Consider the following 13,797-nt stretch of genomic DNA (forward strand, 5'->3'; position numbering starts at 1 on the left):
GGTTAGCCTTCCGCGCTGATGGTGTCGACGACCTGCCCCGGCACCACACGATGCGCGCCCGAACGGATCATCAACGCCCCGTCCTTAAACGAGCCGCGCACGAAAACCCGGCTTTCTTCGGCGTGCAGCACTTCGACGGTCGCAGGTTTTACGACGCTGTCTTCGACAACAAGCATGGTCCAGACGCCACCCGCACCTTCCTGCAACGCATCCAGTCCAATCCAGACGCCCGACGCATCGACGTCAGTTACGACGCGCAAGGTGGCGGTCTGCCCGAACACCGGAGGCGTTTCGGTCTCGATCGCGAATAGCGCAGTCTGCGTGCGTGTCAGCGGGTCGATATCAGGGCGAAACTGGATTAGCGTCGCCGGGTAAGCAACGCCTCCCACATCGACTTCGACCCCATCGAGGCTGGCGCGATCAAGTCCCAATGGCAGCCCCACACGTACCTCGACCACACCCGTCTCGATCAGGCTTGCCACAGTCTGTCCAGCGGTCAAGGCTGTGCCCTCATCCACAAATTGCGCACCAACGCGACCCTGAAAGGGTGCACGCATCACGGATTTTTCAAGGTTGATCGCCACCGACTGGAGGCTTGCATCAATTTCGGCCAACCGGCTTTGCAACTCATTTCGGGTCGCCAAGGCCTGATCCAGCGTCTCGACACTGGCAAAGCCTTCCGAGCGCAAAGCCTCGGCCCGTACTAGCCGTGTTTCAGCCAGATCTAGTTGGGTCAGCGTCGCCGCTCGTGCAGCCTTTTGCCGGGTCTCTTCCGCCTTCAAAAGCGCCGTATCAAGCGACGCCAACACTTGCCCCGCGGCAACTTCCTCGCCCTCATCGACCTTAAGCGACACAAGGCGGCCGCTCAACTCAAACGACAACCCCACGGTGGTGCGCGCTTCGACCTGCCCCACGAACTTGCGCGCAACTCGGTAGCTGTCCTGCCGTTTCAACATCTCCACCGCGACCCGCGTCATCGCCGCCGCTTCGGGTTCGGGCACATCCGCCGACCGGTTGGCCAGAGCCGTCGCGCCAGACATCACCGCAACCACAGCGCCCGCAAGGACAATAAGGGTCAGCGTGCTCGACAGCGCCCACCGGGCCATTCGCGCCGTAAATCCGGCCTTTTGCGATCCTGACATGACGAAACCTTTCGAATCGGACTTGGCAAGTTAGAGGCTCTTACATAAGTTAGAAACTCTTACTTTGACAAGTCTTACGCACTCTGAAAGACATTGGATCATGAAAACCGACCCAAAAACTGGCAAACGCGATAGCTATCACCACGGTGATTTGCGCACACAGCTTATTGAAGCGGCGCGTGTCCTGGTCGAAGAAAAAGGCCCCGAACAGTTCTCGGTGTCAGAGGCCTGCCGTATTGCCGGGGTGTCCACTGCTGCGCCCTATAAGCACTTCAAAAATAAAGAAGAAATGCTGCAGGAAGTCTGCATCCTGGGTATGCACCGCCAGCGCGCCCAGATGGTCGAAGAGGTCAGTCCCCATGCGCCAGGTACGCTTGATCGCATTGTCGCACTGGGCCGTGTTTACGTTCGGTTTGCTCAGGAAGAACCCGGCGTTTTCCGCCTCATGTTCGGTTTTGCGAATGAGAATGACGAAGACGAAGCCCTGAAAGAAGTCGGTCAGGGCACTTTCAAACTGGTTCAGCAGGAAGTCGCATGGTGCCGCGGAAGTGACGAGATCAACGATCAGGACATCCAGCGCGCCTTCCTGTTATGGAGCTTCGTCCACGGTCTGTCGTTTCTCAGGATCGACGGAAAACTCAGCAAAGTCGACCTGTCTATCGACTTCGAAAGCACGCTGACGGAAATTGCGCGGCGTGTGCTGTCCGACGACGTCCCAACACCCTGACGCGCCCACGTTAACCGACGCCTCCAAAGCGCACGCCGGAGATCTCGGCCATGTCCTTTTTCCAAGTCGTCAGATCATCGGCGTTGAATTTCGACAGATGATCGTGTCCGCAGGCGCGCGCCATTACCTGCATCAACTCGACACTTGCCTCAAAGAAATTCGCCAACTGCCGCGCTGATTTTTCCGCCACCAGCCGGTTCACAAGATGCGGCTTTTGCGTTGCGATCCCGACCGGGCAATTGTTCGTATGACACGCCCGCATCGCCAAACACCCAATCGCCTGCATGGCCGCGTTCGACACCGCAATCGCATCCGCGCCCAGCGCCATCGCCTTGATGAAATCCGCCGGTTTGCGCAAACCGCCGGTGATGACCAGCGTCACATCCTGCCGCCCCAGAACGTCCAGATGCCGCCGTGCGCGCGCCAAGGCCGGGATTGTCGGCACCGAGATATTGTCCCGGAAAATCACCGGCGCAGCGCCCGTGCCGCCACCGCGCCCATCCAAAATCACATAGTCGACTCCGACGTCCAGAGCCGAGTCGATGTCTTTTTCGATATGCTGCGCCGACAGTTTGTATCCGATCGGAATACCTCCGGTGCGGTCGCGCACTTCGTCCGCAAATTCCTTGATCTGAGACACCTCGGTCCAGTCCGGAAACCGTGCAGGCGACACCGCCGCCGTGCCCGGCTCCAAACCCCGCACTTCGGCGATCTTCCCTTGAACCTTCTCACCGGGCAAATGGCCTCCGGTCCCGGTCTTTGCACCCTGCCCGCCTTTGAAGTGAAACGCCTGAACCCGGTCCAGCTTGTCCCACGAAAAGCCAAACCGCCCCGACGCCAACTCGTAAAAATAGCGCGAATTCTCGGCCTGCTCTTCGGGCAGCATGCCGCCTTCGCCGGAACAAATCCCCGTCCCCGCCAACTCGGCGCCACGCGCCAAAGCAATCTTGGCGCTTCCCGACAAGGCCCCGAAACTCATGTCGGACACGAACAACGGTATCTTCAACTTCAACGGCTTTTGCGCGTTCGGCCCGATCACAACCTCGGTCCCGACCGGATCCTCATCCAACAGTGGAGGCTTGTGCAACTGCGCCGTCAACAATTGGATCTCATCCCAATCCGGCAACTCGCCGCGCGGAACGCCCATCGATTCAACTACCCCGTGATGCCCGGTTTTCGACAGGCCCTGCTTGGCGTATCGCTGGATCAAGCCGTTGTAGGGCTCTGCGTCAGTCCCGTGGCTCGGGTCCGCATAGAGCCCCAGATACGCATCGCGATTATAGGGCTGGGGATTGTCATGCCCCCAAGCGTTTATCTCATCGGCATCCACGCAAACCGAGCCATCCTCGACCCAGGATTTGAACTTGGGCAACTTCTCGTCGTTGGCATAGGCCGACACGCCACTGTCCAGCCGGTAATCCCAATTATGCACGCCGCAGATCAGATCGTTGCCCCGCACGTGGCCGTCAGCCATCAAGGCGCCCCGATGCAGGCAGCGTCCGTAGAACACGGATATCTCATCATCAAATCGCACCACCACCAAATCGACTTCGCCAACAATCGCGTATTCCGGCGTGCGGTCTGCCAGATCGTCCAATTTGTAAATCGCAGTGGTTTTCATGTGTACCGTCCTTTGCCTTGGGTCGCGTGAGGACCTCTCAAAGCACGATGGCCGATTATCCCGGCGCCGTCCAATCACAGCAGACCTGCATCTACGCAGGTCAGAGTCTGGCACGTCGTCCAAGCTGCGCGGATGTCGGCAATCCTAACACATTCCTAATCCAGCGAACGGGCGCACCGACGCAATACCGACGTGATACGGACGTCACACCGACCCGCCATAACGTGTGTTTTCAGATTACCCGACGCTGTTCGTGATCAAACGCAAAGGCCTTCGCATCGTCGAAATCAAGCTCGATCGCCTCGCCCACGCGCGTGTCGTCCTGACCGAAAATGCGTACCGTCAAAGCCTCGTCCTGCGCGGTTTTCACCAGAAGGTTCGTATCCCCGCCAAGCCGCTCGACATGCGTCACGCGCCCCTTGATCCGCCCGCCGGAAACCGGACGCAAATACTCGGGACGGATGCCGATCACCCCGTTTTCAGGAATGGAAACAGGGGCTTTCGACAGGAAGTTCATCGCCGGGGAACCCAGAAAACCGGCCACGAACTGGTTCACGGGGTTGTTGTAAAGCTCCATCGGCGAGCCCACTTGTTCGATCCTTCCGTCACGCAGGACGACAATTTTGTCGGCCAGCGTCATCGCCTCGGTCTGGTCGTGCGTCACGTAGATCATCGTCGCACTGAGCGTGCGTTGCAGTTCGGCGATTTCAACACGCGTGTTCATTCGCAAGGCCGCGTCCAGATTGGAAAGGGGCTCGTCGAACAGGAACAGTTTCGGCTCGCGCACAATCGTCCGGCCAATGGCCACACGCTGGCGCTGACCCCCGGATAAATCTGACGGGCGCCGGTCCACGTAGGCACCCAGATCAAGCATCTGGACCGCCTTGTTCACGCGTGCTTCGATCACCGATTTCGGCTGATTCTCCTGCTTCAAACCAAGCGCCATATTATCACGAACGCTGAGGTGCGGATAAAGCGCATAGGATTGAAAAACCATCGCAATTCCGCGTTTCGCGGGCGGAACCGAGTTGACTTGGGCGCCACCGATTTCGACGGTCCCGCTGGTGGCATCCTCAAGGCCTGCGATCACCCGGAGCAACGTGGATTTACCGCACCCGGAGGGGCCGACAAAGACGACGAATTCACCTTCTTCGACGGTCAGGTTGATGTCCTTCAGGACTTCAACCGGACCAAAGGACTTGCAGATATTCGTAAGGGCCAGCGCGGTCATGTCGAAACTCCCAATTCCACAGGTCGTCCGGTGCGAATGCTTTCATCCGCGGCCAGACAAATTGCCAGTGATTGCACGGCATCGCTCATGTGGCGCGTAAGGTTGATGTCTTGAGAAATGGCCTGGATCATATAGGCCTGCTCGGCGTCGCAAAGTTCCTGATGACCGGGTTCACCCGGCATGTCGATCAAAGTGTCACCGCCTGGGCGATGGACCAGAAGCCCGCCCACTTTGGTATGGCCGTCCACATCGTCCGAGGCCCCCTTGTTGCCGTCCACAATCGACACCGCGCCGTTCTGAGACACTACGTCCTTCACGAAGAACGCGGTCTCGGACATCATCGGGCCCCAGCCCGCTTCATACCAACCGATTGATCCATCCTCGAACCAAACCTGCAACTGACCGTAATTGTACATTTGCGGCGCGATCTCGTCCGACAGACGCACCCCCATGCCGCTGACGCGCAGAGGTTTCGCGTCGGTGATCTGGCACATCACGTCAACGTAATGCACGCCGCAATCCACCAGCGGACTTGTGGTTTGCATCAATGCCTTGTGTGTCTCCCATGTGGGACCGTCCGACTGCTGGTTGAGGTTCATGCGGAAGACATATGGCCCGCCCAGCGCGCGCGCTTCAGCGATAAGGCGCTGCCAGCTTGGGTGGTGCCGCAGAATATACCCGATGACCAGTTTCCGGTTGAGGCGCACAGCCGTTTCCACCACGCGCCGGGCGTCGGCCACGGTCGTTGCCAGCGGCTTTTCGATGAACACATCAGCCCCCGCCTCCATCGCGGCGATGGCATAGTCCGCATGGCTGTCCGAATAGGTCGCAATGCAGACCAGATCGGGGTCTTGGGCCAGTCCGTCCTCGAAGGTCGAAAAGCGCGGGTAGCTCTGCAAAGCCTCGGGCAAATCGACGTGCGAGCGGTTCACCAACCCGACGATTTCTGCCTCGGGGTGTTTGTGGTAGGCAATCGCATGGCTGCGCCCCATATTGCCCAATCCGGCGACGATAACTCTCATTTGACTGCTCCCGATGTGATGCCGCGGATAAGTTGGCGCGAAAAGATCACGTAAAGCGCCATGACCGGCAGGATCGCGAGCGACAAGGCCGACAGGACTGCGTTCCAGTCCGTGACGAACTGCCCGATAAAGACCTGACTTCCGAGGGTCAGCGTCTTTACTTCTTCTGCGGGTGCAAGGATCAGCGGAAACCACAAGTCGTTCCAGATCGGGATCATGTTGAAGACCGCGACCGTCGCCATCGCAGGGCGCACGAGTGGCAGGACCAAACGGAAGAAGATGCGATATTCCGAAAGCCCATCGATGCGGCCTGCGTTTTTCAGATCATCACTCACCTGGCGCATGAACTCGGACAGGATGAAGACTGCCAACGGCAATCCTTGTGCTGTATAGACGAGGATCAACGCCCAGAGCGTATTCACAAGGCCGGTCTGCACCATCAATTCCAGGATCGCCACCGTGCCGATACGGATCGGGATCATGATGCCAAGGGCCAGGTAAAGCCCCATCATAAGATTGCCCTTGAAGCGATATTCGGCAAGCGCGAAAGCGGCCATGGCTCCGAACAGAAGAATGAAGAATAGCGAGGCGACCGTGACGATCATCGAGTTCTGAAAGTAGAGGAAGAAGTCGCCTTGATTGAGAACCGTCTCGTATCCGATCAATGAAAACGTCTCGGAATTGGGCATCGCCAGCGGCTCGCGAAAAATCGCGCGTCGGGTTTTGAAGCTGTTGATAATGATCACGAATACCGGGAACAACGCAATCAGCGTATAGAGGATCAATACACCATGCGCAGCGTAGGTATTGAGGCGGTTTTGACGGGCGATGCTCATGTCATTGTCCTTAGAACTGATAGCGGCGCATGCGCGACTGGATGCCAAAAAGGTAGATGCACACGCCGATCAGAATGATCGCGAACATGGCCGAGGCAATTGCCGACCCCATGTGCGGATCACCCAGTTGAAGCTGGAAGCCAAAGAACGTCCGATACATGAAGGTGCCCAGAATGTCGGTTGAGAAATCTGGCCCCGCCAGCGCGCCTTGCGCGGCATAGATCAGGTCGAACGCGTTGAAGTTCGCCACAAATGTCAGGATCGAGATGATCCCGATCGACGGCAGGATGAGCGGCAGCTTGATCTTCCAGAAGGCTGACATGCCGGTGATGCCTTCAACTTCAGCGGCTTCGAGAATTTCGTCGGGGATCGACAGCAACGCGGCATAGATCAGCATCATCGGGATGCCGACGAACTGCCAGACAGAGACAAGTGACAGTGTGGTCAAAGCGTATTCCTGTTTGCCAAGCCACGGTGCGTAGAGGGATTTCAGCCCGACCGCGTCCAGCATCCCCGGCGCAATGCCCCAGATCGGCGACAGGATCAGTTTCCAGGCAAACCCGACGATGACAAAAGACAGGATGGTCGGAATGAAGATGGCCGAGCGGTAAAAAGCAGCATACCGCAATCGCGGATGGCTGAGGATCGCCGCAAGGGCAATGCCGATGGGGTTTTGCACCAGCATGTGAATGACGAAGAACCAGAAATTGTTGCCAAGCGCGTTCCAGAACTGATCCGACCAGACGGCATCGCCAAACAACGCGCGGAAGTTCTGCAGGCCGACGAAGACCCTTTCCTGATCGATTTCGGTAAACAAAGCCAGGCGCAAAGTGGCGAACAGCGGGAAGATCATGATTGCCGAGTAGACGAGGACGGCAGGCGCGAGAAAAATCACGATATGCCACCTGAACTTCGGCTTATTCTGATGTTTTGTCATAAGATTATCCTGCCGTTTTTGCGGAGCACATAGCGAAGCAATGGTTGCGGAAAACGATCCGGGCAGACTGCGCCGATGGCCGAAACCCCCGGCGCAGTGCTGTCACGAAGGGCTTATTGCTGAGGCTCGTACCAGCTTGCCAGACCCGCTTGCAGACGCGCGCCTGCATCTTCCGGGCTTTCCTCGCCTTTGATCACGGCCACGGACGCATTCCATGTGTCGTTTTCAAGGTTAGGCGTGCCGCGCGACAGAACCTGATAGGTCGACCGGATCGTGCTCTCGCACTCATCGCGCCAAGAGATGAACTCCTGCGCCAACGGGTCTTCCAGAGTGACCGGAGCGTCGGACAGCGGGAAGAAGCCCGGCAGAGAGTTGGCGAAAATCGTCGCGAATTCCGACGATCCCACCCAGTTGAGGAAGGTCGTCGCGGCCTCGGGGTTGGGAGTTGCTGCATTCATCCCGATTCCGATGTCGGTGTGGTCCGAGATATAGCAGGTATCGCCCGCGTTCTGGACCGGCGGATAGAAAGCACCCATCTCGAAATCGGCAAGATTGTTGAAGCCTGAGATTTCCCAAGAACCGGTCGGATAGATTGCCGCGCGGCCAAGAGTAAAGATGTTCTGGCTATCGGGATAGGTCTGCGCCTCATAGCCGTCGCCCAGGTAATCGCCCCACTTCGCCAACTGACGGAACGGTGCAACCCAAGGCTCATCCGTCAGGGATTGCTCACCCGCCAGAAGCGCCAACCGGCCTTCTTCGCCCTTCCAGTAATTCGGCCCGATGTTGTTATATCCCATCGTCGCGGCTTCCCACTGGTCGTTGGTGCCCATCGCCATTGGAATATATGAGCCATCCGCCTTGATCGCGTCCAGCGCCGCAAAGAACTCGGCTTCTGTCTTTGGTTCCTCGAGACCCAACTCGTCAAAGGCGTCCTTGTTGTAGATGAAGCCGTGGATCACCGATGCCATCGGCACGCAGAACTGCACGGACCCGTCATCTGTGCTCCAGCCAGATTTCGCCACCGGCGAGAAGCCGGCCATGCCTTCGATGTTGCCGATGTCGGCCAGATGTCCAGCCTCGAACAGCGCGAGCGACGCGTCGAACGGACGGCATGTGATAATGTCACCAGCCGAACCCGCATCCAGTTTCGAGTTCAAGACCGCGTTGTATTCGGCGGGAGCCGACGGTGTGAAATTCAGTTTTATCCCCGGATGCGCGGCCTCGAATGCCGGAATGATCTGCTGTTGCCAGATTGCTAGATCATCGTTGCGCCAGCTTTCGATTGTCAGCGTCACGTCTTGGGCCGTCGCCGCGCCTGCGATCAGCGTCGAGGCGAGAAGCGCTGCGGTCAATTTGGTTCTCTTCATGGTAGTCTCCCTGGTTAAACAGTTGTGTTTTGGTTTGGTTGGATCGTCATGAGGCATGGGCCAAGCTGGCCTTTGTGCCGGAAAAGTAGTTGGTTCGCTTGTTCGACAGTCATTCCCGTCGCGACCAGAATGCTTGCCTTTGTATCACCTTTTGCAACGGTCAGGGCGGCCTTTGCCGCGTCTCGCGAGACACCGGCGATGCCCGAGATTATCCCGGTCGCCCGCCCGACCAACTTCCTGTTGTCAGCGACAACATTCACCATCTGCCCGCGAAACACATGACCTAGCGCAATTCCCATCTGCGATGACATGAGATTGAGCGCCGCTTTTTGCGCGGTCCCGGCCCCCAGCCGTGTTGATCCGGCGATCACCTCGGGTGGCGTCACAAGACAGATCGGAATATCTCCAAGTTCAAGCAACTTCGTGCCTGGATTGTTGGCGATCGCGATCACGACAGCGCCTTTTGCACGCGCCCGCTCTGCCACAGCAATCGCGAAAGGCGTGCTGCCGCTTGCGCTGAGGACGATGACAACATCGCCGTCTTTGACAGCGCGCATCGCTGTGCCGGCTGCACCGACATCATCTTCAGTATCGCCCGGCATACGTCCGTCGACCGGCACACCGCCAGGCATATGAATTTGAATTCTGTTCGCGGGGATGCCGAAGGTGCCGGGCAATTCACAGGCATCCGCAAGCGCCATCAGACCCGAGCTTCCGGCCGCGACATACACCAAAGACCCGCCCGAGCGGACAGCTCCCGCCATGACTTCGGCGCCGCGCGCGATACTTTCCGATGCGTCCAGAACAGCCTGAAGCGCCGCCATTTGCGCGCCAATGAAGACTTCGGCGGCTTGATCTGCGCCCAGCAGGTCAATCGCCTCGTTTTCGGACAACATTTCAGTGACAGGCAGCAACATTCGAATCTCCTTCCTCAATCTAATACCTTTTAAATACCTTTTGTCTACCATTTTCTCCGCCGCCACATTTCTGCCATTTTGATAAGGCCAATTATCAGCTTTTTACACGCAATAGGTCTATCTTTTCCAAAATAGGTATTATAAAGGTATCTTATGTCTGATTCAGATCATACCTTGCTCATAGGCGTGGATGGAGGCGGGACCGGCTGCCGGGCTGCGGTTGGCACGCTTGCAAAAGGCGTGCTCGCTCGCGCCGAAGGCGGGCGCGCAAACGCGACATCCGACTCCGCGCTGGCAATTAGAAGCGTCCTTGAAGCTGTTCATGCGGCACTGCAAACAGCCGGGTTTTCCGCCGATGCATTATCCGGCGCGGTGGCCCATGTCGGGTTGGCGGGCGTGATGACGGCTGATGACAGTACACGCATTTCCAGTGCTCTGCCCTTTCAGCGCACAATCGTGACAGACGACCGGCCAACGGCGATCGCGGGCGCGCTTGGGGATCAGGATGGCTATCTCCTGGCTGTCGGAACGGGAACGATTGTGGCCAGCAGCCACCACGGAACACTTGGATTTGTCGGCGGCTGGGGCTTTCAGCTTTCGGACCAGGCCTCGGGTGCTTGGCTTGGACATGCAGCTCTGCGGCGCACGATCCTGTGCCTCGACGGACTGACCCCACACTCGGACCTGACCCGCAGCTTGCTCGCCCGTTTCGATAGCGATCCGAATGGTATGGTCACCTTTGCGGCCTCTGCCATGCCTGGAGACTTTGGAACGCTTGCTCCTCTCATTATCGAAGCTGCAAATGCGGGTGATGAATGGGGCGTCAGCCTGATGAATGAGGGTGCCGATTACCTGATGCAGGCCCTTGCAACGCTTGGGTTCCGATCCGGCGACACCATTTGCCTGACCGGCGGCGTCGGCCCGCACTATGAAGCCTATCTTCCGCAAGACGCTCTGGAGGGTCGCGTATCTTCTCACGGTGGGTCCCTGGATGGCGCATTTCAGTTGGCGGCCCGGCTTGCGGCAAGTCCACCGGAGCGCACTCAATGAGCATCGTGGACTTCCTTGCCCCCGAAAAATGGCTCCGGCCGGACGGCGGCCCGAGGTACGTGCAACTGCGCCGGCGGCTGAGCGATGGTGTGGATCAGGGCGTGTTGAAAGCAGGCAGTTCACTGCCGCCAGAACGCGAGATCGCCGCGATCACCGACATGTCTCGCGTTACGGTTCGCAAGGCCATCCACGCGCTGGCTCAAGACGGGATCGTCATTCAGAAACAGGGTTCGGGGTCCTTTGTCGCCTCGGATACGCCCAAGATCGAGCAATCCCTTTCACGTCTGACGTCATTCAGCGAAGACATGGCGCGGCGCGGCATGACGTCGACCAGCATCTGGCTGGAACGTGGTATCTTCATGCCTTCTCCGGACGAGGTGCTGGCCCTTGCCCTTTCGCCTGACGCCTCTGTGTCTCGCATTGCACGCCTAAGAACCGCTGATGGCAAACCCATGGCAATCGAGCGCGCCTCGCTTTCGACAGAGATGTTGCCCAATCCGCTGCTGGTCGAAACATCGCTTTACGAAGTGCTGGAACAGGCCGGGTATCGGCCAGCGCGCGCTCTACAGAAAATCTCGGCAATAAATCTCGAAGTAGACAACGCGACACTTCTTGAAGTCGAGCCCGGCAAAGCCGGCCTGCGTATCGAACGCACTTCTTACCTTTCCGACGGACGGACCGTCGAATTCACCCAATCCATTTACCGCGGAGACGCCTACAACTTCGTGGCCGAACTTCGCCTTGCAAAAGAATAGGACGCCAGACATGGCCGAGACACAAATGCGCCGCGAAGTGTTGGAAATCCCCAGTGCTGTTGATCGCCTGTTGCGCAACGGCGGCGACGATATCAAAGCTGCCGCCGACGCAATCCGGGCGCAAGACCCATCGTTCATGGTCAGCGTTGCGCGGGGCTCGTCCGACCATGTGGCGACGTATCTGAAATACGCGTCCGAACTTCTGATGGGAACACCGATCGCGTCGATCGGTCCATCCATCGCGTCGATCTACAAACGCCAACTCAACCTCAAGGGCGCGGTCTGCTTGTCTGTTTCGCAATCCGGAAAAAGCCCCGATATCGTCGAAATGGCGCGTATGGCGCGCGCGGGCGGTGCGTTGTCCGTGGCGATGACCAATCACCCCGACAGCCCGCTTGCTCAGGTGGCGGATCATGCGCTCAATTTGCACGCCGGCCCCGAACTCAGCGTCGCTGCCACAAAGACTTTCGTGAATTCGACCGTTGCAGGCATCTGGCTTCTGGCCGAATGGGCAGAGGACGCCGCCCTTCTCGCGGCGATTCACAACCTTCCGGAAAAGCTGGAAAGCGCGGTGCTGATCGACTGGCCGGCCGTTCGAGAGGCGCTGGAAGGGCGCAACTCGATCTATTGTCTGGGTCGCGGTCCTGCATATGCGATTTCGAATGAGGCAGCGCTGAAATTCAAGGAAACCTGTCAAATACATGCCGAGTCCTACTCGTCCGCAGAAGTGTTGCACGGTCCTGTTTCTATCGTAGACGGCGGCTTTCCCGTAATTGCGCTTGCGTCCGCCGATGAAGCGGAAGGTGCACTTGCCAGTGTCGCGGATGAGATTGCATCCAAGGGCGCAACCGTCTTTGCGACCACCGAAAAGGTGAGCAAAGCCAGTGCCTTGGAGGTGACGCGCACCGGCCACGCGTTGACCGATCCGATCTCGTTGATTGCCAGTTTCTATGCAATGGTAGAACGCACCGCTGCCTCGCGAGGGATCAATCCGGACGCCCCGCGTCACTTGAAGAAAGTGACTGAAACCGTATGAGCGCGCCGCAAAAAGCCTATGTCGGCGCCAAAATCCACGATGGACGCGCCCTGGTGTACGACCATGCTCTGGTCTGTGACAGCAAAGGCTTGCTGTCTGTGCTGCCGCTTGACGCCGTGCCTGCCGATTGTCCGAAAGAACATCTGGGCGGAGGGCTGATCACCCCCGGGTTCGTTGACCTTCAAGTCAACGGTGGCGGAGGTGTGATGTTCAACGAGGACCAATCTGTCGAGACCTTGCAAAAGATCGCAGAGGCCCACGCGACGACCGGCACGTTGGCGCTTTTGCCGACTTTGATCACCGACACGCCCGATCGCACACGCGCTGCCATCGACGCGGTCGAGCAGGCCATTGCGCAGAAGGTTGAGGGGATCGTCGGAATTCATCTTGAAGGCCCGCATCTTTCGGTCGCGCGCAAAGGGGCGCATGACCCTAGCCTGATCCGCCCGATGAGCGATGACGATCTGCAACTTCTGCTGAACGCCGCCGAGCGTTTGGCGAATGTCATGGTCACGGTTGCTCCGGAAAATACGACGCCAGCGCAGATCAGCGCGATGGCTCAGGCGGGCATCAACGTATCGCTGGGCCACACGGACGCTGACGTGGCGACCTGCCACGCGGCGTTTGACGCGGGCGCGCGCTGTGCGACACATCTGTTCAACGCGATGAGCCAGCTTCAGAGCCGTGAACCCGGACTGGTCGGAGCGACCCTTTCGCGCGGCGAAGTGTATGCCGGGCTTATTGCGGATGGCATCCACGTTCACCCCGCGACAATGGCCGTGGCCCTTGCCGCCAAGCCGCACTCGGAGCGTGTCTTTCTGGTGACGGATGCGATGGCCTGTGCGGGTTCGGACATCACGAGCTTTCGTCTGAATGGGCGACAGATCCTGCGGAAGGACGGGCGGCTTACGCTTGAAGATGGGACACTGGCGGGCGCGGACCTTGAGATGCCGCGTGCCATTGAGGTTATGATGACCAAGGTCGGGGATAAGCTGTCGCAGGCGGTGCGACGCGCGACATCAACACCGGCCGAGCTTTTGCAGGACGCTGAGGGTCTTGGGGTTTTGAAGGGCGCACGTCGGGCGGTCTATTTCCCGGATGGGGCGGAACGCTCGATCACTCGGCGCGTGCTTTGTGCCGAAAAAGGCACCTGAGA

The 13,797-nt window shown here is 58.6% G+C and carries 13 protein-coding genes; 5 read left to right on the forward strand and 8 right to left on the reverse strand.

What is annotated here, in order from left to right; translation table 11 throughout:
* Positions 1-2: 2 nt before the first annotated feature.
* A complete protein-coding gene (locus BOA8489_RS08755; protein ID WP_245813745.1) occupies positions 3-1,142 on the reverse strand; it encodes an efflux RND transporter periplasmic adaptor subunit in 1,140 nt (379 codons plus the stop codon).
* 100 nt (positions 1,143-1,242) lie between these two features.
* Here BOA8489_RS08755 and BOA8489_RS08760 point away from each other — a divergent pair, with 100 nt between their 5' ends.
* The gene (locus BOA8489_RS08760) at positions 1,243-1,869 is read left to right on the forward strand and encodes a TetR/AcrR family transcriptional regulator (protein WP_093973650.1); all 627 of its coding nucleotides are present in this window, start codon (positions 1,243-1,245) and stop codon (positions 1,867-1,869) included.
* 10 nt (positions 1,870-1,879) lie between these two features.
* On the opposite strand, the gene BOA8489_RS08765 is transcribed toward BOA8489_RS08760, so the two are convergent.
* From BOA8489_RS08765 to BOA8489_RS08795, 7 genes are all read right to left on the reverse strand, one after another.
* Positions 1,880-3,490 carry a glutamate synthase-related protein gene (locus BOA8489_RS08765; protein ID WP_093973651.1) on the reverse strand — a complete coding sequence of 537 codons (1,611 nt, stop codon included), beginning with the start codon at positions 3,488-3,490 and terminating at the stop codon, positions 1,880-1,882.
* 232 nt (positions 3,491-3,722) lie between these two features.
* Positions 3,723-4,721 carry an ABC transporter ATP-binding protein gene (locus tag BOA8489_RS08770; protein ID WP_093973652.1) on the reverse strand — a complete coding sequence of 333 codons (999 nt, stop codon included), beginning with the start codon at positions 4,719-4,721 and terminating at the stop codon, positions 3,723-3,725.
* On the reverse strand, positions 4,718-5,743 hold the full coding sequence (locus BOA8489_RS08775; protein ID WP_093973653.1) for a Gfo/Idh/MocA family protein: 1,026 nt from the start codon (positions 5,741-5,743) through the stop codon (positions 4,718-4,720). The genes BOA8489_RS08770 and BOA8489_RS08775 overlap by 4 nt, the downstream gene beginning before the upstream one ends.
* Positions 5,740-6,579, reverse strand: coding sequence for a carbohydrate ABC transporter permease (locus tag BOA8489_RS08780; protein ID WP_093973654.1), 840 nt, complete (start codon positions 6,577-6,579; stop codon positions 5,740-5,742). Before BOA8489_RS08780 ends, BOA8489_RS08775 begins: the two co-directional genes overlap by 4 nt.
* Before the next feature lie 10 nt (positions 6,580-6,589).
* The gene (locus BOA8489_RS08785) at positions 6,590-7,516 is read right to left on the reverse strand and encodes a carbohydrate ABC transporter permease (RefSeq protein WP_093973655.1); all 927 of its coding nucleotides are present in this window, start codon (positions 7,514-7,516) and stop codon (positions 6,590-6,592) included.
* Positions 7,517-7,629: 113 nt separating this feature from the next.
* Positions 7,630-8,883 carry an ABC transporter substrate-binding protein gene (locus tag BOA8489_RS08790; RefSeq protein WP_093973656.1) on the reverse strand — a complete coding sequence of 418 codons (1,254 nt, stop codon included), beginning with the start codon at positions 8,881-8,883 and terminating at the stop codon, positions 7,630-7,632.
* Between the two features lie 14 nt (positions 8,884-8,897).
* The gene (locus BOA8489_RS08795) at positions 8,898-9,800 is read right to left on the reverse strand and encodes an N-acetylmuramic acid 6-phosphate etherase (RefSeq protein WP_176440246.1); all 903 of its coding nucleotides are present in this window, start codon (positions 9,798-9,800) and stop codon (positions 8,898-8,900) included.
* A gap of 153 nt (positions 9,801-9,953) precedes the next feature.
* Here BOA8489_RS08795 and BOA8489_RS08800 point away from each other — a divergent pair, with 153 nt between their 5' ends.
* Genes BOA8489_RS08800 through nagA form a run of 4 tightly spaced genes read left to right on the forward strand, consistent with a single transcriptional unit; the run spans position 9,954 to position 13,795 of the window.
* Positions 9,954-10,850, forward strand: a complete 897-nt coding sequence (locus tag BOA8489_RS08800) for a glucosamine kinase nucleotide-binding domain-containing protein (protein WP_093973657.1) — start codon at positions 9,954-9,956, stop codon at positions 10,848-10,850.
* The gene (locus BOA8489_RS08805; protein WP_093973658.1) at positions 10,847-11,605 is read left to right on the forward strand and encodes a GntR family transcriptional regulator; all 759 of its coding nucleotides are present in this window, start codon (positions 10,847-10,849) and stop codon (positions 11,603-11,605) included. Before BOA8489_RS08800 ends, BOA8489_RS08805 begins: the two co-directional genes overlap by 4 nt.
* 10 nt (positions 11,606-11,615) lie before the next feature.
* The gene (locus tag BOA8489_RS08810; RefSeq protein ID WP_093973659.1) at positions 11,616-12,641 is read left to right on the forward strand and encodes an SIS domain-containing protein; all 1,026 of its coding nucleotides are present in this window, start codon (positions 11,616-11,618) and stop codon (positions 12,639-12,641) included.
* The gene (gene nagA, locus BOA8489_RS08815) at positions 12,638-13,795 is read left to right on the forward strand and encodes an N-acetylglucosamine-6-phosphate deacetylase (protein ID WP_093973660.1); all 1,158 of its coding nucleotides are present in this window, start codon (positions 12,638-12,640) and stop codon (positions 13,793-13,795) included. The genes BOA8489_RS08810 and nagA overlap by 4 nt, the downstream gene beginning before the upstream one ends.
* Positions 13,796-13,797: the final 2 nt, after the last annotated feature.

The organism is Boseongicola aestuarii (assembly GCF_900184815.1).
In the GTDB taxonomy this organism is placed as follows: domain Bacteria; phylum Pseudomonadota; class Alphaproteobacteria; order Rhodobacterales; family Rhodobacteraceae; genus Boseongicola; species Boseongicola aestuarii.

Excerpts from the sequence above, each read along its gene's own strand:
- BOA8489_RS08755 (WP_245813745.1), bottom strand. The coding sequence starts at position 1,142 with ATGTCAGGATCGCAAAAGGCCGGATTTACGGCGCGAATGGCCCGGTGG.
- BOA8489_RS08760 (WP_093973650.1), top strand. The coding sequence starts at position 1,243 with ATGAAAACCGACCCAAAAACTGGCAAACGCGATAGCTATCACCACGGT.
- BOA8489_RS08765 (WP_093973651.1), bottom strand. The coding sequence starts at position 3,490 with ATGAAAACCACTGCGATTTACAAATTGGACGATCTGGCAGACCGCACG.
- BOA8489_RS08770 (WP_093973652.1), bottom strand. The coding sequence starts at position 4,721 with ATGACCGCGCTGGCCCTTACGAATATCTGCAAGTCCTTTGGTCCGGTT.
- BOA8489_RS08775 (WP_093973653.1), bottom strand. The coding sequence starts at position 5,743 with ATGAGAGTTATCGTCGCCGGATTGGGCAATATGGGGCGCAGCCATGCG.
- BOA8489_RS08780 (WP_093973654.1), bottom strand. The coding sequence starts at position 6,579 with ATGAGCATCGCCCGTCAAAACCGCCTCAATACCTACGCTGCGCATGGT.
- BOA8489_RS08785 (WP_093973655.1), bottom strand. The coding sequence starts at position 7,516 with ATGACAAAACATCAGAATAAGCCGAAGTTCAGGTGGCATATCGTGATT.
- BOA8489_RS08790 (WP_093973656.1), bottom strand. The coding sequence starts at position 8,883 with ATGAAGAGAACCAAATTGACCGCAGCGCTTCTCGCCTCGACGCTGATC.
- BOA8489_RS08795 (WP_176440246.1), bottom strand. The coding sequence starts at position 9,800 with ATGTTGCTGCCTGTCACTGAAATGTTGTCCGAAAACGAGGCGATTGAC.
- BOA8489_RS08800 (WP_093973657.1), top strand. The coding sequence starts at position 9,954 with ATGTCTGATTCAGATCATACCTTGCTCATAGGCGTGGATGGAGGCGGG.
- BOA8489_RS08805 (WP_093973658.1), top strand. The coding sequence starts at position 10,847 with ATGAGCATCGTGGACTTCCTTGCCCCCGAAAAATGGCTCCGGCCGGAC.
- BOA8489_RS08810 (WP_093973659.1), top strand. The coding sequence starts at position 11,616 with ATGGCCGAGACACAAATGCGCCGCGAAGTGTTGGAAATCCCCAGTGCT.
- nagA (WP_093973660.1), top strand. The coding sequence starts at position 12,638 with ATGAGCGCGCCGCAAAAAGCCTATGTCGGCGCCAAAATCCACGATGGA.